Source organism: Vibrio sp. 070316B, from assembly GCF_013114115.1.
Taxonomy (GTDB): domain Bacteria; phylum Pseudomonadota; class Gammaproteobacteria; order Enterobacterales; family Vibrionaceae; genus Vibrio; species Vibrio chagasii_B.
Window position 1 is genome coordinate 25,021 of record NZ_VTYC01000037.1, and the last position, 20,354, is coordinate 45,374.

Here is a 20,354-nt window from a genome sequence, read left to right on the forward strand (position 1 = left end):
AGTAACACTTTACGTCTAAAACTCACAATTATCGGATGCGATTCAGCACCGCAAACATATCTCCCTCTTCACCTTGTAGCGTTAACACATCGCTGTTCAGTGTATATCGAGTGCCGTGTTCACCGTTTTCATACAGTAACACTAGTTGGTCGCCTTCGGTGTAATACACCCCGCGACGAATAACTTCGCCACCTTCTTCATCAGACACGCGGAACATGAAGATAAAGTCAGGCTGCAAAACCAAATCCATTTTTTGGATGTTACTCGCTCTTAAATCGCTACCCGATAGCTCAGCGCTAGACCAAATACCCGCCAGTGCATTGGGTAATGCTTTAGTAAACATCACACCATTAAGATTCAGCATGTTGTGATTACTGCTGTAAGAATAGACTTGAGGCTCAGAAGTGTTCAGACCCAGAATAATTGTGTCTTCATTGGCATTATATAAACCTTCCCAATGGTCGACACTATAGTCTTTTTTCTGGATATCGATAGTAAACGAGTAATTTGAATCGAGAGTCAGCTTTATTGCTCTAAAGTTTTCAGTGCCTTGCTCCGGATCTGGATTCATTAAATACCAGTCACCAAGCAACAAAGGAAGGTCAAAATGGGATAAGTTACTATCACTTTTTGATTGCTGACCGTTAGGAGTAACTTCACTCCCAAAAGCAGCAAAACTTAAACAAGATAAAAATAGTAGAATCCATTTCATAAGCGCCCCCTCGTTTTTCTTTAAGCTTAGGCACGTAATGAATAGAAAGCGAAAAAATATGATCCAAGTCACTAAATTTTAAATGCGAAGTAACTTAAATGTCATTATTTACCAAACAGAAATCTAGAAAACTCACAGGGCATTCGCTTACTAACTAGCAATAAAAACCAAAAGAAACATATAGATAGAGATACATCAGACCGAACAGATACAAAAAAAGCGAGCCTAAGCTCGCTTTTTAATTTCAACAGGCGGTAAGCCTATTTCTTTATCATATCTAGCATGATTGCAACCGACTCATCAAGATAAGCGTCAGGGGCTTCATAGTCGTTCGGAACATCGTCCAACGTTTTGAAAGGCTCTAACTTAGCGACTTTTTGACGTTGATTAATACGTTCTAAACGAAGTGCTTCCGCATCATCACTCTCTTGCTGGCGAACCTTTTCATTCAGAGAAAGTTCGTTGTCGTCTTTATCCGCCTTATACTTTTCAATATCTTGCGCAATAAAGCCGAATTCCATGTCTGTCGCGATACGAGCTTGGTGTTTAGCCGTTAACGTTGCGATTTTCTCATCGTTACGCTGTAACACTGAGTACTTCGCTTTGTCGATGCTATCCCAAGGTAGTGCATTATCTTCGACACTTTCACCTGTATCTGCTGGATCAATCGGCGTTGGGTAAGCAATATCAGGAACTACCCCTTTATTTTGCGTACTACCACCATTGATACGGTAGAATTTTTGGATTGTGTATTGAACATAACCTAACTCTTTATCGAACAAATCATAGATATGATTCAAAGAGCGATGCTGTTGCACCGTTCCTTTACCGAAAGAGTTCTCACCTAGGATTATCGCACGACCATAGTCTTGCATTGCAGCGGCAAAGATCTCAGATGCTGATGCACTGTAACGATTCACCAATACCGTTAACGGACCTTGGTAACTGATCTTACCATCGGTGTCACTGTTCACTTTGACACGACCATAGCTATCACGAACTTGGACAACAGGCCCCTCTTTGATAAATAGACCAGAGAGTTCCGTTGCTTCGGTAAGTGCACCACCACCATTATTACGAAGATCGACAATGATACCCTCGACACCTTGCTCTTTGAGCTCAGTGATCAGTTTGTCGGTATCTTTAGAAAGGCCAACGTAGAAACTTGGCACTTCTAGTACACCAATCTTTTTACCATCTTTCTCGATAACTTCTGATTTAACAGCGCGGTCTTCTAGACGAATCTTATCACGAACAATTGTGACAACGTGACTTTTTGCATCTTTACCATCAGGTAAGATCTGCAGCTTCACTTTAGTCCCTTTCGGGCCTTTAATAAGTTGTACTACATCGTCTAAGCGCCAGCCGATAACATCAACAATCTCTTCTCCATCTTGACCAACGCCGACAATACGATCGCCATCGCTCAATTGTTTACTGTTTGACGCAGGGCCACCAGCAACTAAAGAACGAATAACGGTGTAGTCGTCTGTCATTTGAAGCACAGCACCAATCCCTTCCAGAGATAGGTTCATCTCAGATTGGAATTGCTCTGCATTTCTTGGAGAAAGGTAGCTAGTGTGAGGATCGACCTCTCGTGCAAATGCGTTCATGTAGATCTGGAAAGCATCTTCATTATGCGATTGCGTAATACGCTTCATCGCATTGTTGTAACGCTTTTCCAAAACTTCTTGAATCTCTAGCCACTCTTTACCAGTTAGTTTTAGATTCAACGCATCGTATTTAACGCGTTTTCTCCAAAGCTCATTCACTTCAGCGATATCTTTCGGCCACGCTGCTTCACTACGATTAAGTTCAATAGTTTCATCGGTATCAAACTTGATTTCAGTATCGAGCAAAGACAGTGCATACTGGAAACGTTCAAAACGCTTCTGCATAGACAAATTGTAAACATCGAAAGCAATCTGGTTATTGCCTGCTTTTAGCTGGTCATCGATTTGCTTCGATGCCGCAGAGAAAGAGTCAATATCAGCTTGGGTGAAGATATTACGATTGTAATCCAGCATCTCTAAATAACGATTAAAGATAGCTTGAGAGAAATCGTCGTTGAGATTGAAGTGTTTATAGTGGGAACGAGTAAATCGAGAAGTAACACGTTTACTAGCAGTTTCGTGTTGGACCTCAGGAGCGAGTAAAGGTAAATCGTCCTGATCTAATTTGGCTTCAAGAGCCTGAGCTGAAGCTGCTAGCAAAAAGCTAGCAGCAATCAGTGTCAATTTTGAACGGCATTTCATGCGTAGGAGTATCTCCTTTAAGCGCGCAAGTGCTCCGCTTTAACAACCATTTGTAGGCCGTTTGCTAACTGAACACGTACATCTTCCTTATTGATTTCAACAATGGTCGCAGCCATGTTTCCTTTACCCATGTTCACATTTACTTCTTTGCCAGCGATGAATTCGTCAGCGTTCAAAGCGCGTGTTTCTACAGGCTTTTCTACTTTTGGTGCTTTAGGCGCTTGGCGACGAGGCTGTGGAGCTTTCTTCGCCTTAGGTTTCGCTTTGCCTTCTTCGCGAGCTTTTTGTGCTTGCTCTTTACGACGAGCCTGAACTTTAGCTTTGCTTTCTGCAAGTGTAGCTTTAGCGTGCTCAACGTGCTCTTCTTCTAGTGTGCCACACGCGTTGCCGTCTAGGTCAACACGCTCTGCACCAGCTTTTACGCCGTGCAGGTAACGCCATGATGATGTGTACTGTCTTAACGCTGCACGAAGCTGAGTCTTACTTACTTTTTCGTCTTCATTTAGACGTTCAGCAAGATCTTGAAAAATACCAATTTTAAGTGGCTTCGCTTCACCTTCTAAAGTAAAGCATTTAGGGAAACATTCAGCAATATATGCGATAACTTCTTTGCTGTTTTTTAACTTTTCAGTGTTTTCCATGTGGGTTCCTGGTTTTTGCGGTTTTCCGCGAGCATTAAGAAAATATTTTTACGTATTATAGAGAGATGCTTGGGAAAAACCACAGTAAGAGAATAATTTATGCCTTGTTCGCGTGCGAATTAAGCAGCTTTTCCACTTCAGCCATGAAAAACGTCAGTCCTTCCTCGTCAATTTCGCTAAATCGACCAACATTTGGGCTATCGATATCCAGCACGCCTGCTATTTTTCCATCAATCGTAAACGGAATCACAATTTCTGAGTTACTTGCCGCGTCACAAGCAATGTGACCTTCGAACTCATGCACGTCGTATATACGTTGAACGGTGTTTGTCGAAACTGCAGTTCCGCATACACCACGACCGACAGGAATACGTACACATGCAGGCTTACCCTGAAATGGACCAAGAACCAATTCATCGCCCTTCATTAAGTAAAAGCCTGCCCAGTTAAGATCGTCAAGTTCCATCGACAGTAATGCACTGATATTTGACAAATTTGCGATCATATCGGTTTCTGATTCGATTAATGCAACGGCTTGTTTGGTTAAGCGATGGTAATGTTCTATTTTCATTATTAACTTCCAATTAAATTGAGACTTCCATTATTAAGAGAACACAGTAGAATGCGACCACCAACCTAAATAGGACTTATTCTCATTAAAATGACCAATTCAGATGACACTATTAGCCGTTCTTGGCTGATAACTCAAGTAAAAAAACACAAGTCCAAACTGGTGTTTGCCAACATCATCGCGGTGCTCGCGACACTAATCAGTGTCCCTATCCCCCTGCTAATGCCACTTATGGTGGATGAGGTACTTCTCGACAAGCCAGCATCTGGGCTTGAGATGATGAACCATCTGCTGCCAACCTCAATGCAAACGCCTACTGGCTATATTGCGTTGACTCTTTTACTTGTCATTTTGATGCGCACTGTCAGCCAAGGGCTTAATATCCTTCAAGGACGTCAGTTCACTCTAGTCTCTAAAACCATCACTTATAAGATGCGCAGCAAGATGATCGACAAACTTGGTCGTATCAGCATCAGGCAGTACGAGACAAAAGGCAGTGGCGGCATCAATGCTCACTTGATCACAGACATAGAGACCATCGATAAGTTTATTGGTTCAACACTGTCTAAATTTCTAATCAGCTTTTTAACTGTGTTCGGCACAGCGATCGTTCTATTGTGGCTAGAGTGGCGCTTAGGGCTATTCATTCTACTGGTCAATCCTGTTGTCATTTACTTCTCACGTAAACTAGGCAGCAAAGTTAAGCACCTGAAGAAACACGAGAACCAATCGTTTGAACGTTTTCAAAACCGATTAGTAGAGACACTAGACGGCATCTATCAACTACGCGCAGCTAACAAAGAACGTATTTTCCTTGATGAACTCAAAGTTCAAGCGAACCAAGTAAGAATCGATGCTGACAAATACGCATGGCAATCAGAAGCTGCCGGGCGCGTTTCATTTCTACTTTTCTTATTAGGCTTTGAGCTGTTCCGAGCGGTCGCGATGCTGATGGTTCTGTTCAGTGACTTAACCATTGGTCAAATCTTTGCGGTATTCGGCTACTTATGGTTTATGTTAGGACCTGTTCAAGAGCTACTCGGCATTCAATTCTCGTGGTATAGCGCTAAGGCAGCACTGCAGCGTATTAACGATCTCCTACAACTGGAAGAAGAGAGACGCCCGGTTAGTAAGGTAAATCCATTCCATGATGATAAGGAAGTGACAGTCGACATTGAAAACGTTACATTCTCTTACACATTAGAAAACACTGTTTTAAATAACCTTTCGCTACACATACCTGCTGGTAAAAAGGTGGCTTTGGTGGGCGCAAGCGGGGGTGGTAAATCCACACTAATCCAGTTACTGATTGGGGTTTATCAAGCTGACTCTGGGTGTATACGTTATAACGGTGAAACCACCGACGACATCAGCTTTGATATTATACGCAATCAAATTGCTGTTGTTTTACAACAACCTATACTCTTCAACGATACATTAAGGCATAATCTGACACTTGGTGCTGACTACGATGAAATGTCGTTGTGGCGTGCGCTTGAAGTCTCTCAAATGCAAGACGTCATCAAGCAGTTAAGTAACGGCTTAGATACACAAATTGGTAGGAACGGGGTTCGCCTCTCAGGTGGCCAGCGACAACGTCTAGCGATTGCTCGTATGGTGCTGAGTAATCCTAAGTTTGTTATTCTTGATGAAGCGACATCAGCACTAGATACGGCAACAGAGTCCGCTTTACACAAAGCATTGAGCGAGTTTTTGAAAGATCGCACAACTTTGATCGTGGCTCATCGATTATCAGCGGTGAAACAAGCCGATTTAATCTATGTTTTAGAAGATGGGCAAGTCACACAGACGGGAACACATGGTGAACTGGTTGAACAACAAGGACTTTATCAAACACTCTATGGCAGTGTGCAGTCGCACGCCTGATGTTTATTGTTCTACTTACGTACACCACACTTCTAAACTGACGCACAATTCTATTTGGGAGGTCGCATGACCCCCCCATCCGTACCCCAAGACTTATCAACCGAACATCAATGTGACAGCAGCTCTGTGCGATTATGCCAAGGCTGCGAACTGCCCGTTGATAAAATGGATATCCCGTTAGGTAAGTCGGCCTATTGCCCAAGGTGCGGCACTCAACTTTACCGCGGCGGCACCCCTAGCCTATCTGGAAACCTAGCAATTGCAATTACCTGCTTATTGCTGTTTATCCCATCGCACTTTTTTGAATTCATCAGTATTCGCCTGATTGGCGTCATGATACCCGCGACGTTACCATCCGGCGTCTTTACCTTAATGGGTGAAGGTTTTCCACTACTTGGATTGCTTATCCTGTTCTGCAGTTCCATTGCCCCTTTATTGGTATGTGGCTCTGTGCTCATTAGCCATTTTTCACTTCGTTTCGCACTTTTTACGCCGTTCCGCTACTCGCTGGCAATCATTCAAACCTTAAAACACTGGATGATGCTGGATGTATTCTTAGTCAGCGTTGCTATCTCGTGCTTTAAGCTACAAGACTATTCAGACATCTTTGTTGGCCCCGGCTTAATTGGCCTTATCTTGTTGCAGCTGTTTAGCGTTTTACTGGTGAGCCGAATTAGTGTTCGACGTTACTGGGAAGCATGGGCAAAAGAGTCGGAATACAGCTTTACCGAAAGCAAGAACGTGCACTGCCATAACTGCCATCTTTCTCAGCCCGAAGGTCACGCTTGCGTTCGTTGTCATCATGCTCTGTATCACCGCAAGCCTTACTCGATACAAAAAACATGGGCACTACTGTTTGCCGCCGCCGTTGCGATTGTGCCAGCCAACGTGATTCCTATATCTATTCTTATTACAAACGGGCAAAGGCTGGAAGATACGATCATCTCCGGTGTTGCCTCTCTTATCAATAGTGACATGTACGGCATCGCTGCCATCATTTTTATTGCGAGTATTGTCGTTCCCGTTGCCAAAATCCTTGGGCTTGCTTACATACTGATTTGCATTCAAATGAAGCGAGCTCTCTACCACAGACAACGAATGACCATCTATTTTATCGTGAAGTGGGTGGGAAAATGGTCCGTTATGGATCTGTTCGTTATTTCGATCATGATGACACTGGTCGACCGTGGACAAATTTTAAACTTCACACCAGGTTATGGTGCAGTCGCTTTCGGCGTTGTTGTGGTTCTCACAATGCTGGCAGCGGAAAGCTTAGATCCTAGGCTAATTTGGGATAACTATACCTCTAAAGATGAGTCAGTGAATGAACGACAATAACCAATCACAAACATCATATTCACCGGAAGTCAGAAAAAACAAAGGCATTTCCCCTTTGTGGATTCTCCCGATCCTCACCGTCGCGCTTGCGGGCTGGCTAGTAATGAAGTCAGTCCATGATGCAGGCCAACGTGTACAGATCTACTTCTCAGATGCGGCAGGCTTAGTCGCAGGACGCACCACAATTCGCTACCAAGGCTTAGAAGTGGGTATGGTTCGCGATATTACCCTCTCGAAAGACTTATCTAATATCTATGTTGATGCTGATATTTATCCGGAAGCGAAAAAGCTGCTGTCTAAAGGCACTCGATTTTGGTTAGTGAAGCCGACCGCAAGCTTATCTGGTATTTCTGGGCTAGATGCGCTTGTATCTGGTAACTACATTGCAATTCACCCAAGTGAGACCAAACAAGAGCCAGAAACTGTTTTCCAAGCTTTAGAGTCTGCACCTTCTGACTTGTTAGCTGCCGATGGCTTGAACATATCACTGACAACAAAAGATTTGGGTGGCGTCTCTGTTGGCTCTCAGATTGTTTATCGTAAAATCCCAATCGGTGAGGTCTACAACTACCAGCTTAACGAAAGCGGCAAGTCAGTCACGATTCAAGCGGCTATTAAAGATGAATACAGCCATATCATTACCGACCAAAGCCGTTTCTGGAATGTTAGTGGCTTAGGAGCAAGCATTGGGTTTTCAGGCGTTGATGTTCGTTTAGAGAGCCTAAGCGCTCTATTAGGTGGTTCTATCGCCGTAGACTCACCTGGAGATGGTCAGCCAGTTGAGATGAACACCAAATTCAAACTCTACCCAGATCTAAAAACTGCTGGTCGTGGTATTTCTATTAAGATCGCTGTTCCTGATGACAACAAGATCAGTGCAACTGGCGCTCCAATCATGTACCGCGGCATCGAAATCGGTCAAATTACCGACTTATCACTCAGCGAAGGCCGAGAAAACGTTGTTGCTTCAGCAGCTATCCAGCCTGCTTTCAGCGACTTCCTAAACAGTGGTAGTAAGTTCATTCTTGAGGAAGCCGAACTATCACTGACGGGTATGAAGAATATCGCGAACTTAGTAACAGGCAACTTCTTAACGCTAGTCCCTGGTGAGGGTGAAAAAGCGCGCCGCTTTACCGCGATTCGCAAAACGGAATACAGCCAAGAACAGGAAAAATCAGTAGCGATTCGCTTAACCTCTAATAACTCTTTCGGTTTAGATGTTGGCACGCAGCTACTTTACAAAGGGATTGCAGTCGGCTCTATCATCAAAGTCGGTTTAGTTGATGGCGTTGGCACAGGAAGCGACAAGCATGAAGTGTTCATGGATGCGTTGATCGATAATGAATACGCACATCTCATAAAAAGCAACAACCGCTTTTTCGTAACGGGTAGCGCGAGTGCAGAATTAACTGAGTCTGGGTTAAGCGTTACCGTTCCACCTGCAAAACAACTATTGACTGGCTCAATTAGCTTTGTAAGTGAAGGTAAGGCTCAAGCAAGACCGAGTTACCAACTGTTCCAAAGCAAATCACTGGCAGAAATCGCCAAGTTCAACCAATCGGGTTCGAAGACACTGTCACTGTTTGCCAGCGAATTACCGTCAATTTCAAAAGGCAGCCCACTACTCTACCGCAATCTTCAGGTCGGTAGCATCAGTGACTTCCAGCTTGCCGACGGTGGTGTGAGAATCCAGGTCACCATTGAAAACCGTTACACACACCTAATCAACAAACACACGGTTTTCTGGAACCGTTCAGGTGTTGAGGTTGACGCGTCTTTGTCTGGTATCAGCATCAAAGCGGCTCCGGTTAAAACTCTGATTCAAGGCGGTATCGCGTTTGATTCACTGCCAGGTATCGACAACAAACTGGGAGATGTTTGGAAACTCTATACTGATTCTAAATCTGCTCGTAAATTTGGTCGTGCCATCACGATTACTTCTTCGGGCGATCAAGAGATTAGCAAAGGTACACCAATTAAATATCAAGGCGTCAATGTCGGTGAGGTGACTTTAGTCGTTCCGAATTTCACTAAAGGTGGCATTGAGATTACGGCTCGTATCCTGCCTGAGTATGTCGATAAGATAGCTGTTGCTGGTAGCCATTTTTGGCTAGCTGAGCCGGAGATTGGTTTGAATGGGATTAAGAATGTCTCTTCTCTGATTTCTAAGCACATTAAAGTTGAACCGGGTAAAGGAAGCAAAACCACAGCATTCAAGCTAAGTAATGGTCCAGTTCAACCTGAAGGCAAGATTTTCACGCTGCAAAGTGAGAGTCGCGGTTCAGTATCAGAAGGTACGCCGATTCTATTCCGCGAACTAGAAATCGGCACAGTCATTGACGTTCAACTTGGTGAGTTTGCAGATCGTATTATCTCTACCATTCAAATCAAACCAGAGTTCGCTTACTTAATTCGTGCCAACAGTGTGTTCTGGAATGTATCGGGTGTGGATGTGTCTATCGGCTTGTCTGGTGCAAACATCAAGGCAGGTACTGTCGATAGCTTAATCAGAGGTGGTATTACTTTCTCAACACCACCCACTAATGAACTTCAGCCTTTGGCACAAGAAGACCAGTCATTCTACTTGTACCCTAAAGCCGAAGACGAGTGGAAGTCGTGGAGAACCGCTATCCCTCGCCCATAAACGCGCGTTATAGCATCGGTTCTCTGAGCGAATAGCCGACAATTAACATCCAAATGCAGCCTTTGAGCTGCATTTTTATTGTTTAAAGCAAATTTGGTTTAGGACAATCTCATTTTGCTTTAAACTGCCCGCATTAACGCTATAAATCGAGATACCCTTTTGCACGCTAACGTATATATCCCAGAAGAATTCCTTACTCATATTGAAAGCATTATGCCTAGCCATTTAGACATGGCTTCGTTTGTCGCTTCTTGTCAAAAGCCACTTCGTAAAAGTATTCGAGTGAACACTCTCAAAATCAGTGTTGAAGACTTTCTGGTACGCGCGAAAGATAAAGGTTGGGAACTGGAACCAGTACCTTGGTGTGAAACGGGTTTTTGGATCAATGCCGATGAAACTGAAGCGCCACTAGGTAATACTGCCGAGCACATGTCTGGCTTGTTCTACATCCAAGAAGCCAGCTCAATGATGCCACCGTCAGCTCTTTTCCAAGGTGAAGAGAACTATCAAGCAGTTCTAGATACCGCTGCGGCTCCAGGTTCTAAAACCACTCAAATAGCAGCGCTGATGAACAACCGTGGTGTGTTGGTTGCCAATGAATACGCAGCAAGCCGAGTTAAAGTGCTTCACGCCAACATTGAACGCTGCGGCGTAAGAAACGCAGCACTCAGTAACTTTGATGGTCGCGTGTTTGGTGGATGGTTACCTGAACAATTCGACGCTGTATTGTTGGATGCGCCCTGCTCTGGTGAAGGCACGATTCGTAAAGATGCCGACGCAATGAAGAACTGGACGTATCAGTCGGTTGTTGAAATTGCTGACACGCAAAAAGACCTCATTGAAAGTGCATTCCACGCTCTCAAACCTAATGGTGTATTGGTCTACTCGACGTGCACGTTAAGCACAGAAGAAAACCAACAAGTGTGTCATCACTTAAAAGAGACCTTTGGCGATGCGGTTGAGTTTGAATCTCTAGAATCTCTATTCGATAACGCGAAAGCGACCACAACAGAAGAAGGCTTCCTACACATATTCCCTCAGGTTTATGACTCTGAAGGCTTCTTCGTTGCTCGCATCCGAAAATTAGCATCTGTGGCACCACCAGAAGTGAAGAAGCGTTTAGGCAAGTTTCCATTTGAGAAGGCTTCGAAGAAAGCACAACAAGAAGTTGCAGAACAGCTTTCAAGTGCGTTAGATATTGAGTTACCAAACGATACTCAAGTATGGACACGTGACAAAGATGTATGGCTATTCCCTGAAGCGTTAGAGCCGATGATTGGTGAGTTTCGTTTCTCTCGCATGGGCATCAAGATCGCAGAAACCCATAAAAAGGGCTACCGCTGGCAACACCAAGTGGCGACAACCCTCGCGACAGGCAACGAAGCTAACATTGTTGAGCTGACTATCGACGATGCTCGCGAATGGTTCATGGGTAGAGATGTTCGCCCAGAAGGCTTATCCGGCAAAGGAGAAGTGCTGGTCAAATACAATGGCGCAATCATTGGCCTTGGTAAGTGGGTTGGCAATCGAGTCAAAAACGGCCTGCCACGAGAATTAGTGCGTGATAAGAACCTGTTCTAACCAACATTCCGCTTCTATCGCAAATTAGACAAACGAATAAACAAAAAGCCCAAACAACGCACGTTGCTTGGGCTTTTTCTATTGAACTTGAGTCATGCTATCTATATAGAAAGGTCTTTCGAACCAATACTTAATAACAAAACAATCAATTCAAGTCGCTATTTTAACGGTCAAAAATCGCATATTAGGAAAATTAAACTAAACTTCATCTAGTAAACAAAGAATTGAAACGATTAGCGTAGGCTCTTCGGAGCCCTTTCCCCTAAGCCCAAACAGGAAAGTTTGGGCTTTTTTTTAACCGAGAGCTTGGCTTATTTAGCTAAGCTAATGCCTTCTTTATCGATAGAGATCTTGCCAGCTTTGTACAAACCACCGATGGTCTTTTTGAATGTACCTTTACTGGTTCTGAAAGCAGAGAAAATAGCTTCAGGTGAAGACTTATCATTCAAAGGCAAAAAGCCGCCTTTCTTCTCAAGTAAGTCTAAGATCTTAATGCTTAGGTCATCCATCTTAGCTACGCCAACTTTCTGAAGAGAAAGGTCAATCTTACCATCTTCTTCACGAATGTTTTTAATGTAGCCTTTCAGCGTCTTACCGATAAATAATTTACCGATGATGTCTGATGGGAAAATCATGCCCCAGTGTTCGCCATTCACGATCGCTTTGTAGCCTAACTGGCTACGTTCAGCGATGATTAAGTCAACTTGCTGGTTGCGTTTGTAATTCGCAGGAGTGTTGTCTAACCACTTGTTAAACTTAGTTGTACCTACAATGCGGCTAGATGCTTTATCAATGTACACATATACTAAGATTGACTGGCCTTCGTTTAATCGACCACGTTGTTCGCTGAAAGGAACCAATAGGTCTTTGCCTTTCACACCCCAGTTCATGAATGCACCGGTGCTGTTTACACCTTCAACAGTCATCAAGCCAAACTGGCCAACTTGTGCGATAGGTTTTTCAGTCGTTGCAGCGATCTGGTTGTCAGAATCAATGTATAAGAACACATCTAACTTTTGACCAATTTCAACACCTTCAGGAGTAAATCGTTTCGGCAGCAACACCGTTCCATAGTCGCTAGCGTCAAGGAATACACCGAAATCTGCTTGTTTTACTACTTCTAAGTTGTTTATTTGACCAATATTAATCATCAAGATTGTCTCTACTTTAAATTTGGCGGAGATTATACGTGATCTCTGATATGCTTTCGCTAGTTTCATTCATATTTTTACATTCTAGGAGCCATCGTTGATCACCGTTGATAAACAAGATGCGATAACACTCAAAATTAACCATGCAATGGCTAAAACCAAAAAGCTCGACATGGATGTTTATCTATTCATTCCCGGTGAACTTGGACTCACTCCAGAAGTACTTTCTGAGAGCGCATTTTTCTATAGCTCAATCACTCAAAAACGCGCGTACTACAGTGATAAAACACTACTCCCCCTAGTACACAGCCGTTTAGCAAAACGTGGACGACTGTCTACCACTCAATACCGTGTAAGCTTGAGCTTGTTCGCCTACCAATATGTTATCGCTTTAGATAAAGCGGTCAGCAGCTTAAATAAAAATGATAGTGACGACGTAACGGCTGACGAAGTGGATGAGGTTATCGAACTGGCTTTAGACATATTAAAGAAGCTGCGTCGAAGTATCCCTTATGAAGAAAACCTGAAACGCTACTATGCCAATATAGACAACTACCTATCTTGGTATACCGAGCAAAAATTCCTATCGCTAGTGTCACACATGCCTCGTGGTAGCGAGTATTCAACCATCAAAGAGCGTCTTTTAACCCTTTGCGATAAAGAGACCGCTCACCGCAAACTGAACCGCTACAACTCAGCCAAAGTTCGAGAAGATGTAACCCGCTTGAGTAACAAGATGCGTTTGCTGCGTCGTTTGATTGAGCACCCTATCGTACTCAAAGAGAAAACCACCTCAATGGGTAAAAACGTTAAACGAGCAGTAAAAGGTGTTGCGACAGGTTTAGTAATGGTGGTTGTGACCACAACGGTTATCTTAGCCCGAGATTTCCTAGGAGAGATTACCGCTTCTTTCATCGTCGCGATGTCTTTCATCTATGCACTACGCGAGATATTCAAAGACGATTTAAGAGACATTCTTTGGCGCTGGCTTCGTAAAGGCAAGCCAAAGTGGAAACGCCGTTATTACGATCCAACTACCAATAAGTCAGTTGGTCATAAACTCGAGTGGTTGGACTACGCAAACTTTTCTAAGCTCGCGGACCGCATTCAGTCAATACGTAAGAAACGTGTGGTGCAGCGTGAAGAGCAAATCTTGCATTACCGGTCGCACACAGAGATGTCGACATCAACCTTTATGAGTGGCTACGAGGAAACGCGTGAAACCTTGTCGATCAGTCTAAGAGCGCTGACACGCTTAATGGATAAGGGCTCGAACAAGATTTATCGATTGAATGAAGGTCAAGTGAGTCGAGAGTCCGTTGAGAAGCGTCACCTGCTCAATCTGATCATTAAAGAGAACAACCACGATAATGAACCAACTTACTATCGTTGGAAAATAGTCATGAACCGTTCAAAGATTGTCGATATCGAGCAAATCACACAAGAGTCATAGAACTACTGCGATTCGTGCTATTACGGTATGTGGATATACATTCACATACCGTTTTTGTTAGTTCGAGCCCCACCAAATACCATTCTAAGCAGATACTTGTGGTTACTTTCTAGATGGGATTTTTTTGATAGAGAGCGTGAGTGTAAATTCTGCCATGGGCTCTTCGCCATGCAGTGATGGGCAGGTTGCGATAATGGTTACTGGCTGATTTACTCGCTCTCCGGTCGACATGGTTTCTGCCAGCATAGTGTTGATCAGCTCACCGTCAGTACAGGTGAAATGCACATCGCCTTCAGGTCGCTTCAGAAAGTTACCTGTCACCTCTTTAAACGCCAAAGAGATCTTCTCACCTTGCTGTTGAGATTTACTCATAGCAAGAAAGCCACCTGCTACATCCGCACCTACAGCTAAAACTCCGAAATACATGCTATTAAGATGGTTTTTGGTGCGCCTTCTAAGCGGAATTTTCACCTCTACACGCTCGTTATCGAGTACCAGAAGCTTTGGTCGACACAGCCAGATGAGTGGGACTTTGAAAAAACCAAACATGCTTAAATAGAAATTTGCTTTTTGTAGAGAGGTTAACATTGGAATTACCTAGCCTAATCAGTCATCAGACCAGTTAATCGACTAACGATTAAGATGTCAAAAAAATGTTACAAAAAAGAGATATCATCACACAATGATATCTCTTTTATTCTCAAAGCATTAGCGCTTCGAACCAACTCATACGCCAAGTTGATAAATTACAGCAACAGACTGATTTATGCCGTCACGACGGTTTCAACCCCTTCAAGGTCAGCGATGTAACCTTGTAAGCGCGGATAATCAACCAAACCTTGAGTAACAAGTAAAACGGGTTTCTTAGCGTTCTGTGTCGCCTTAACAATCATATCTAGCAGTGTAATTACCGCTTCGTTTTGTGGATCAAAAGCGTGTTGCTGCGCTTCATTCTGCTTATCAACACCAAGTGTGAAAGACGCTAGACTGTCGACATTCACCACAACACCATCAAAGTAATGCAGTAGACGTTCACTCAGTAGAACGGCAGATGGCACATCGCATGAGAACAATACCTTCAAGCCATTCAAACCGCGAGGCAAGCCTTGCTCTGCAAGTAAATCGATGATCTTAGCCGCGTCGCTTAATGCGCGTACATAAGGCACCACGACTTCGACATTGATGCCTTGTTCGCGCAGTGTTTTAACTACCTGACACTCCAAAGCAAACGCTTTGCTGTACTCTGGCGTCGCATAACGAGCAACACCACGAACACCCAGTGCCGGGTTCACCTCTTCTACTTCGCAATTACCACCTAACAGCGAACGAAAGCCGTAGCTGTCGGCATTGCTTAAAGCGATACGCACAGAACTATGGTTTGGTTGAACAGCCGCTTGAATCGCCGTTACCAAGGTCGAAACGAAATGTTCATCAACGCTTTTGCCACCAAGAATCGCGTCTAGAGAGGTTTTCTCTATATCAGAAAGTGTGTCTAAATGGCTTTCAATACTTGGATGATAGAAGACACGATCCATGACCAATTCAGAGAGAGATACGTATAAGTGGTTGGAATTATTATTATCGTTATAAGAAGGCAGCACATCGCCTAAGACCAGTTCTGGGTGCAAAGTGCTTTGATTTTCTTGAGTCATTGCTGCTCCAGCATTTTTATGTTGTGTTCAAACGAAAATACCGATAGCTGCCTGTTAATACAAGTGAAAATCCCGTATTTAGCGTCGGGCTGCTGATAAAAATAAGAATATTAGTAATAACAGAGATAACTTTGACTTAAGAGAGTTTATTCCTCGGTTCAATTCCGTTATCTTAACCACTTCGCAATAGAATAAAAAAGCTATCACATGCCATTAAAAACTGATGAGTTGAGAACCCAAGCTCTGGGTCCTATGCCAACTCCTGCCGAATTAGGCAACGCACACCCTATTACTGACGACGTTGCTGAGCGTATTGCAAATTCTCGCCGCCAAATCGAAGATATCCTAACTGGTCGTGATAACCGCCTATTAGTTATCGTAGGCCCTTGCTCTGTTCACGATACAGAAGCGGCACTTGATTACGCTGAGCGTCTAAGCCAAATTCAAGAACAATACAAAGACGAATTGTTTGTTGTGATGAGAACCTACTTCGAGAAACCTCGTACGGTTGTAGGTTGGAAAGGCTTAATTACCGATCCAAACCTTGATGGTTCTTACGCACTTGAAACAGGCTTAAACAAAGCACGTCAGCTTCTGCTTGATATCAACAAGCTTGGTCTAGCAACCGCAACTGAATTCCTTGATATGATCACAGGTCAATACATTGCAGACCTGATCACTTGGGGCGCAATCGGGGCACGTACTACCGAATCTCAGATTCACCGTGAAATGGCTTCAGCATTGTCTTGCCCAGTTGGCTTCAAAAACGCGACAAACGGCAACATCAAGATCGCTATTGATGCAATTCGCGCGTCACAAGCTTCTCACTACTTCTACTCACCAGATAAAAATGGTCGTATGACAGTTTACCGCACTTCGGGCAACCCATACGGTCACGTCATTCTGCGTGGTGGTGATAAAGGTCCAAACTTTGACGCACAATCTGTGGATAGCGCATGTAAGCAACTAGCTGAGTTCGACCTACCTCAACGTTTGGTTGTGGACTTCAGCCACGCTAACTGTGAAAAGCAACACCGCAAACAGTTGGACGTTACAAAAGACATCTGTGAACAGATCAAATCGAACAAAAATCAAATTGCAGGCATCATGGCAGAAAGCTTCATTAAAGAAGGTAACCAGCCAATGACGGATATCAACAACCTAGAATACGGCAAGTCGATTACTGACCCGTGTCTAAGCTGGGAAGATACCGCGACAATGTTAGACATGCTTGCAACAGCAATCAAAGATAGAAACTTAGCTTAAGGAAATAAAACAATGCCATCATTTGACATTATCTCTGAAGTAGAAGCAGTAGAACTACGTAACGCTGTAGACAATGCTAACCGTGAACTATCGACTCGTTTCGATTTCCGCGGTGTTGACGCTAGCTTTGACTACAAAGATGAGTCGGTAAAACTGACTGCTCAAGACGATTTCCAGCTTAAGCAAATGCGCGATATTCTTCGTAGTAACCTAACGAAGCGCAATGTTGATCCTAACGCAATGGAAGCGAAAGCAGCAGATCAAACAGGTCGTACTTGGCACCAAACGGTTATCTTTAAGCAAGGTATCGAAACTGATGTTGCAAAGAAAATCGTTAAGCTAATTAAAGACAACAAGATTAAGGTTCAAGCGTCTATTCAAGGTGAAAAAGTACGCGTAACAGGTAAGAAGCGTGACGATCTGCAAGCTGTAATGGCACTAGTTCGTAACGGTGAACTTGGTCAACCTTTCCAATTCGATAACTTCCGCGACTAATTTTGATTTAAGTAACTACGTTTATTTGTTGCTCATTGATCGTCACGATATTGTGTTCGAAATAGCAAAAAGCCACTTCCTGCGAAGTGGCTTTTTATTTATCTAGTGATTTTAGCGTATTAGACACCAGTTTTACGACAGCTAGCTGGTCTGCCTTTTAGCTCAAAACCTTGGCAGAAGACAGCTTGAGGTCTTTCCCTACCAACAAATTGAATTCAACGCTCGCTGGTGGGATGAACACACATACTCTTAAGTTTTCAGCTTTTGCTTGCTCAAGCTTCGTTGAGAGCTCTCCACTGTTTGCGTAACTTTCTCTTTCCGAATCACGACGACATAGATCTACGTATTCGAATGGGCACTCTTTCGGAGACAATACCAGCTCAGCTTCCTGCATCAAGCGTAACGCCTTCATAGACAGCAACTCGACATCTTGTTCAAATTCGATCCAGGTTACCTGCCCTTCACTATCAACGCCTTCTGTCAGCGCTTGCTGATAATACGTTTCTAATTGCTCTCTATCCGTTACCTGCTCGATAAAACTGGACGATAAAAAGCGTTCCCAAAACTTGCGACGTTCATCGACGGTAGGATACGACTCTTTGATCGAGTTGCGTTTTGATGCACCAAAGTCTGCGAGAAGAACGATATTCTGTGGCAATACGGTTTCGAGTTTTTCTCTAATATTTCTCACTAAAACAGGTGATGCACCACCACTAGATATGGCAATTTGGATTCTTCCACGATTTATCATTGAAGGTGTAATGAAGTCACAGTATGGCAAATCATCAACCACATTGACTAAAATACCCAGTTTTTTTGCATCATTATACACCTGATGATTCAAGCTAGGGTTATCTGTGGTCGCCCATACTTGAAGGTATTCTTTCGAGATAATTTGTGACGAGTAAAAGTTTTGAACCCAGTGAAGTTTGTTCTCATCAACAAGCTGCTGTAAGTACGGCGCAACCTTAGGAGAAACTAACGTAACGTTAGCGCCTGCTCTTAACAAGCTATCCACTTTACGGCAAGCAACCTCACCCCCACCGACCACGAGAATCGGCTTATTCTCTACATCCAAAAACATTGGGAAATAACGCATGTTCTTCCTTGAGACGACTTCAATAACTATTCAGCCATGCTACCAAATTTGGAGCATATTAATAACTATCGAAGTGTAATAAAAATATTTATTGACCAAATTTCAATCTTTTTTAAGTTTAATGTTTCACCAACGTGAGATTCATTCAGGATTTTTATCTAGTCGATTATCAATATAAAAATCTAAATCTTGTTGCACCAACAGTGTGAACCCTTGCACTATTTACATTCAGTTAACATTTGGTCATTCTAAATGTGTTCGGATTTGTGATTTCATTCAAAATTCTTTTTAAATTATACATTTGTGAAACTACGGATCCTTTCCTAACCTTATAAACAGTTGATTAAATCGCACACAGTTTCATTTGCAAAATGCAACTCGTTTGATTTAGACAACAAGGTCATAGAAAACGCAACACATATAGAAAACTCAAATGAGCACGAGTATCAGGTGTCACCTGGTTAACAAGGAAGGATACAAATGACAAATAAACTAACACTTCTTGCTTCAGTAGTAGCTGCATCAACTGCGATGATGGCAACATCAGCATCAGCGGCAGAAAGCACTCTGGACAAAGTCACATCTCAAGGCTTCTTAACTTGTGGTGTAAGTACAGGTCTTCCAGGGTTCTCTAACCCAAACTCAAAAGGTGAATGGGAAGGAATCGATGTTGAGTATTGTCAAGCTCTTGCAGCGGCTGTACTCGGTGACAAGACTAAAGTTAAGTATGTACCTCTAACAGCAAAAGAGCGTTTTACTGCGCTTCAATCTGGCGAAATCGACGTACTGTCTCGCAACACAACATGGACACTGCATCGTGATACCGCTCTAGGTCTTAACTTCGTAGGCGTTAACTACTACGATGGTCAAGGCTTCATGGTTAAGAAAGATCTTGGCCTAACCAGCGCTCTAGAACTTGATGGCGCGTCTGTATGTGTTCAATCAGGCACAACGACTGAGCTTAACCTAGCCGATTACTTCCGTAACAACGGCATGTCTTACAAGCCAGTGGTATTTGATACAGCAGCACAAACATCTAAAGGTTTCGACGCAGGTCGTTGTGATGTGCTAACCACTGACCAATCTGGTCTATACGCGCTTCGCCTTAACCTAGCTGATCCTAAATCTGCACAAGTACTTCCTGAAATTATCTCTAAAGAGCCTCTAGGCCCAGTTGTTCGTCAAGATGATGACAAATGGTTCAATGTAGCTAAGTGGACACTTTCAGCAATGGTCAATGCGGAAGAATACGGCATCACTTCTAAAAATGCTGATGAAATGCTCAAGTCAAAAGATCCAAACATCAAACGTATTCTTGGTGTAGACGGTCCTAAAGGTAAAGGCCTTGGCATTCGTGACGACTGGGGTTACCAAGTAATCAAACAAGTTGGTAACTACGGTGAAAGTTTTGAGCGTACTGTTGGTACAGGTTCTCCACTTCAAATCGATCGTGGTGTAAATGCGTTATGGAATGCGGGCGGCTTTATGTACGCTCCACCAATCCGTTAATAGCACAGGACGTGATTACTTGTTCGTAATCGTTGCTATCGCTCTTGTTGAGGGTGATAGCAACAACCCAAAAATGAATGTTTGAGTAACACGATTTAGG

At 43.4% G+C, this 20,354-nt stretch carries 16 protein-coding genes; 8 read left to right on the forward strand and 8 right to left on the reverse strand.

The features are described from left to right. Positions 1-28 precede the first annotated feature (28 nt). From F0251_RS20985 to F0251_RS21000, 4 genes are all read right to left on the reverse strand, one after another. Positions 29-712: a hypothetical protein gene (locus tag F0251_RS20985; RefSeq protein ID WP_061033448.1), complete on the reverse strand. Its 684-nt coding sequence runs from the start codon at positions 710-712 to the stop codon at positions 29-31. A gap of 260 nt (positions 713-972) precedes the next feature. Continuing rightward, positions 973-2,967 (reverse strand): carboxy terminal-processing peptidase, encoded by a 1,995-nt coding sequence (gene prc / locus F0251_RS20990; protein WP_171731733.1) that lies wholly within the window; start codon positions 2,965-2,967, stop codon positions 973-975. A gap of 17 nt (positions 2,968-2,984) precedes the next feature. Beyond that, positions 2,985-3,608 carry an RNA chaperone ProQ gene (gene proQ, locus F0251_RS20995; RefSeq protein WP_004742319.1) on the reverse strand — a complete coding sequence of 208 codons (624 nt, stop codon included), beginning with the start codon at positions 3,606-3,608 and terminating at the stop codon, positions 2,985-2,987. 97 nt (positions 3,609-3,705) lie between these two features. Beyond that, positions 3,706-4,179, reverse strand: coding sequence for a GAF domain-containing protein (locus F0251_RS21000; RefSeq protein ID WP_008224656.1), 474 nt, complete (start codon positions 4,177-4,179; stop codon positions 3,706-3,708). Between the two features lie 90 nt (positions 4,180-4,269). Here F0251_RS21000 and F0251_RS21005 point away from each other — a divergent pair, with 90 nt between their 5' ends. The 4 genes from F0251_RS21005 to rsmF all read left to right on the forward strand — a co-directional run bounded on the left by F0251_RS21005 (position 4,270) and on the right by rsmF (position 11,629). Further along, a complete protein-coding gene (locus tag F0251_RS21005) occupies positions 4,270-6,066 on the forward strand; it encodes an ABC transporter ATP-binding protein (RefSeq protein ID WP_116872024.1) in 1,797 nt (598 codons plus the stop codon). Between the two features lie 66 nt (positions 6,067-6,132). Next, positions 6,133-7,404 (forward strand): paraquat-inducible protein A, encoded by a 1,272-nt coding sequence (locus F0251_RS21010; protein WP_253821646.1) that lies wholly within the window; start codon positions 6,133-6,135, stop codon positions 7,402-7,404. Next, entirely contained in the window at positions 7,391-10,048 is a 2,658-nt protein-coding gene (locus F0251_RS21015; protein WP_105057186.1) for an MlaD family protein, read from the forward strand. The genes F0251_RS21010 and F0251_RS21015 overlap by 14 nt, the downstream gene beginning before the upstream one ends. A 159-nt stretch (positions 10,049-10,207) precedes the next feature. Further along, on the forward strand, positions 10,208-11,629 hold the full coding sequence (gene rsmF / locus F0251_RS21020) for a 16S rRNA (cytosine(1407)-C(5))-methyltransferase RsmF (protein ID WP_171731735.1): 1,422 nt from the start codon (positions 10,208-10,210) through the stop codon (positions 11,627-11,629). A gap of 311 nt (positions 11,630-11,940) precedes the next feature. On the opposite strand, the gene F0251_RS21025 is transcribed toward rsmF, so the two are convergent. Then, on the reverse strand, positions 11,941-12,849 hold the full coding sequence (locus F0251_RS21025) for a S1 RNA-binding domain-containing protein (RefSeq protein ID WP_008223483.1): 909 nt from the start codon (positions 12,847-12,849) through the stop codon (positions 11,941-11,943). Positions 12,850-12,877: 28 nt separating this feature from the next. Here F0251_RS21025 and F0251_RS21030 point away from each other — a divergent pair, with 28 nt between their 5' ends. Next, positions 12,878-14,233 (forward strand): hypothetical protein, encoded by a 1,356-nt coding sequence (locus F0251_RS21030; protein WP_061033454.1) that lies wholly within the window; start codon positions 12,878-12,880, stop codon positions 14,231-14,233. Between the two features lie 102 nt (positions 14,234-14,335). Here F0251_RS21030 and F0251_RS21035 read toward each other — a convergent pair whose 3' ends face one another. Beyond that, on the reverse strand, positions 14,336-14,821 hold the full coding sequence (locus tag F0251_RS21035; RefSeq protein ID WP_061033455.1) for a PaaI family thioesterase: 486 nt from the start codon (positions 14,819-14,821) through the stop codon (positions 14,336-14,338). Between the two features lie 176 nt (positions 14,822-14,997). Further along, positions 14,998-15,885: a putative PEP-binding protein gene (locus F0251_RS21040; protein ID WP_137406476.1), complete on the reverse strand. Its 888-nt coding sequence runs from the start codon at positions 15,883-15,885 to the stop codon at positions 14,998-15,000. 207 nt (positions 15,886-16,092) lie between these two features. Here F0251_RS21040 and F0251_RS21045 point away from each other — a divergent pair, with 207 nt between their 5' ends. Both F0251_RS21045 and F0251_RS21050 read left to right on the forward strand, forming a co-directional pair. Then, complete coding sequence (locus F0251_RS21045; RefSeq protein ID WP_171731736.1) at positions 16,093-17,151, forward strand: 3-deoxy-7-phosphoheptulonate synthase; 1,059 nt, start codon at positions 16,093-16,095, stop codon at positions 17,149-17,151. 12 nt (positions 17,152-17,163) lie between these two features. Continuing rightward, complete coding sequence (locus tag F0251_RS21050; RefSeq protein ID WP_004742331.1) at positions 17,164-17,646, forward strand: YajQ family cyclic di-GMP-binding protein; 483 nt, start codon at positions 17,164-17,166, stop codon at positions 17,644-17,646. 157 nt (positions 17,647-17,803) lie between these two features. Here F0251_RS21050 and F0251_RS21055 read toward each other — a convergent pair whose 3' ends face one another. Continuing rightward, positions 17,804-18,745: a bifunctional precorrin-2 dehydrogenase/sirohydrochlorin ferrochelatase gene (locus F0251_RS21055; protein WP_171731737.1), complete on the reverse strand. Its 942-nt coding sequence runs from the start codon at positions 18,743-18,745 to the stop codon at positions 17,804-17,806. 480 nt (positions 18,746-19,225) lie between these two features. Here F0251_RS21055 and F0251_RS21060 point away from each other — a divergent pair, with 480 nt between their 5' ends. Continuing rightward, complete coding sequence (locus tag F0251_RS21060; protein WP_061033459.1) at positions 19,226-20,254, forward strand: amino acid ABC transporter substrate-binding protein; 1,029 nt, start codon at positions 19,226-19,228, stop codon at positions 20,252-20,254. Positions 20,255-20,354 lie beyond the last annotated feature (100 nt).

Bases quoted from the DNA above. Each gene is read 5' to 3' on its own strand.
- F0251_RS21015 (WP_105057186.1), top strand. From the start codon at position 7,391: ATGAACGACAATAACCAATCACAAACATCATATTCACCGGAAGTCAGA.
- F0251_RS21055 (WP_171731737.1), bottom strand. From the start codon at position 18,745: ATGCGTTATTTCCCAATGTTTTTGGATGTAGAGAATAAGCCGATTCTC.
- F0251_RS21000 (WP_008224656.1), bottom strand. From the start codon at position 4,179: ATGAAAATAGAACATTACCATCGCTTAACCAAACAAGCCGTTGCATTA.
- F0251_RS21025 (WP_008223483.1), bottom strand. From the start codon at position 12,849: ATGAAACTAGCGAAAGCATATCAGAGATCACGTATAATCTCCGCCAAA.
- F0251_RS21005 (WP_116872024.1), top strand. From the start codon at position 4,270: ATGACCAATTCAGATGACACTATTAGCCGTTCTTGGCTGATAACTCAA.
- F0251_RS21045 (WP_171731736.1), top strand. From the start codon at position 16,093: ATGCCATTAAAAACTGATGAGTTGAGAACCCAAGCTCTGGGTCCTATG.
- F0251_RS21040 (WP_137406476.1), bottom strand. From the start codon at position 15,885: ATGACTCAAGAAAATCAAAGCACTTTGCACCCAGAACTGGTCTTAGGC.
- prc (WP_171731733.1), bottom strand. From the start codon at position 2,967: ATGAAATGCCGTTCAAAATTGACACTGATTGCTGCTAGCTTTTTGCTA.
- F0251_RS21050 (WP_004742331.1), top strand. From the start codon at position 17,164: ATGCCATCATTTGACATTATCTCTGAAGTAGAAGCAGTAGAACTACGT.
- proQ (WP_004742319.1), bottom strand. From the start codon at position 3,608: ATGGAAAACACTGAAAAGTTAAAAAACAGCAAAGAAGTTATCGCATAT.
- F0251_RS21010 (WP_253821646.1), top strand. From the start codon at position 6,133: ATGACCCCCCCATCCGTACCCCAAGACTTATCAACCGAACATCAATGT.
- F0251_RS20985 (WP_061033448.1), bottom strand. From the start codon at position 712: ATGAAATGGATTCTACTATTTTTATCTTGTTTAAGTTTTGCTGCTTTT.
- F0251_RS21035 (WP_061033455.1), bottom strand. From the start codon at position 14,821: ATGTTAACCTCTCTACAAAAAGCAAATTTCTATTTAAGCATGTTTGGT.
- F0251_RS21060 (WP_061033459.1), top strand. From the start codon at position 19,226: ATGACAAATAAACTAACACTTCTTGCTTCAGTAGTAGCTGCATCAACT.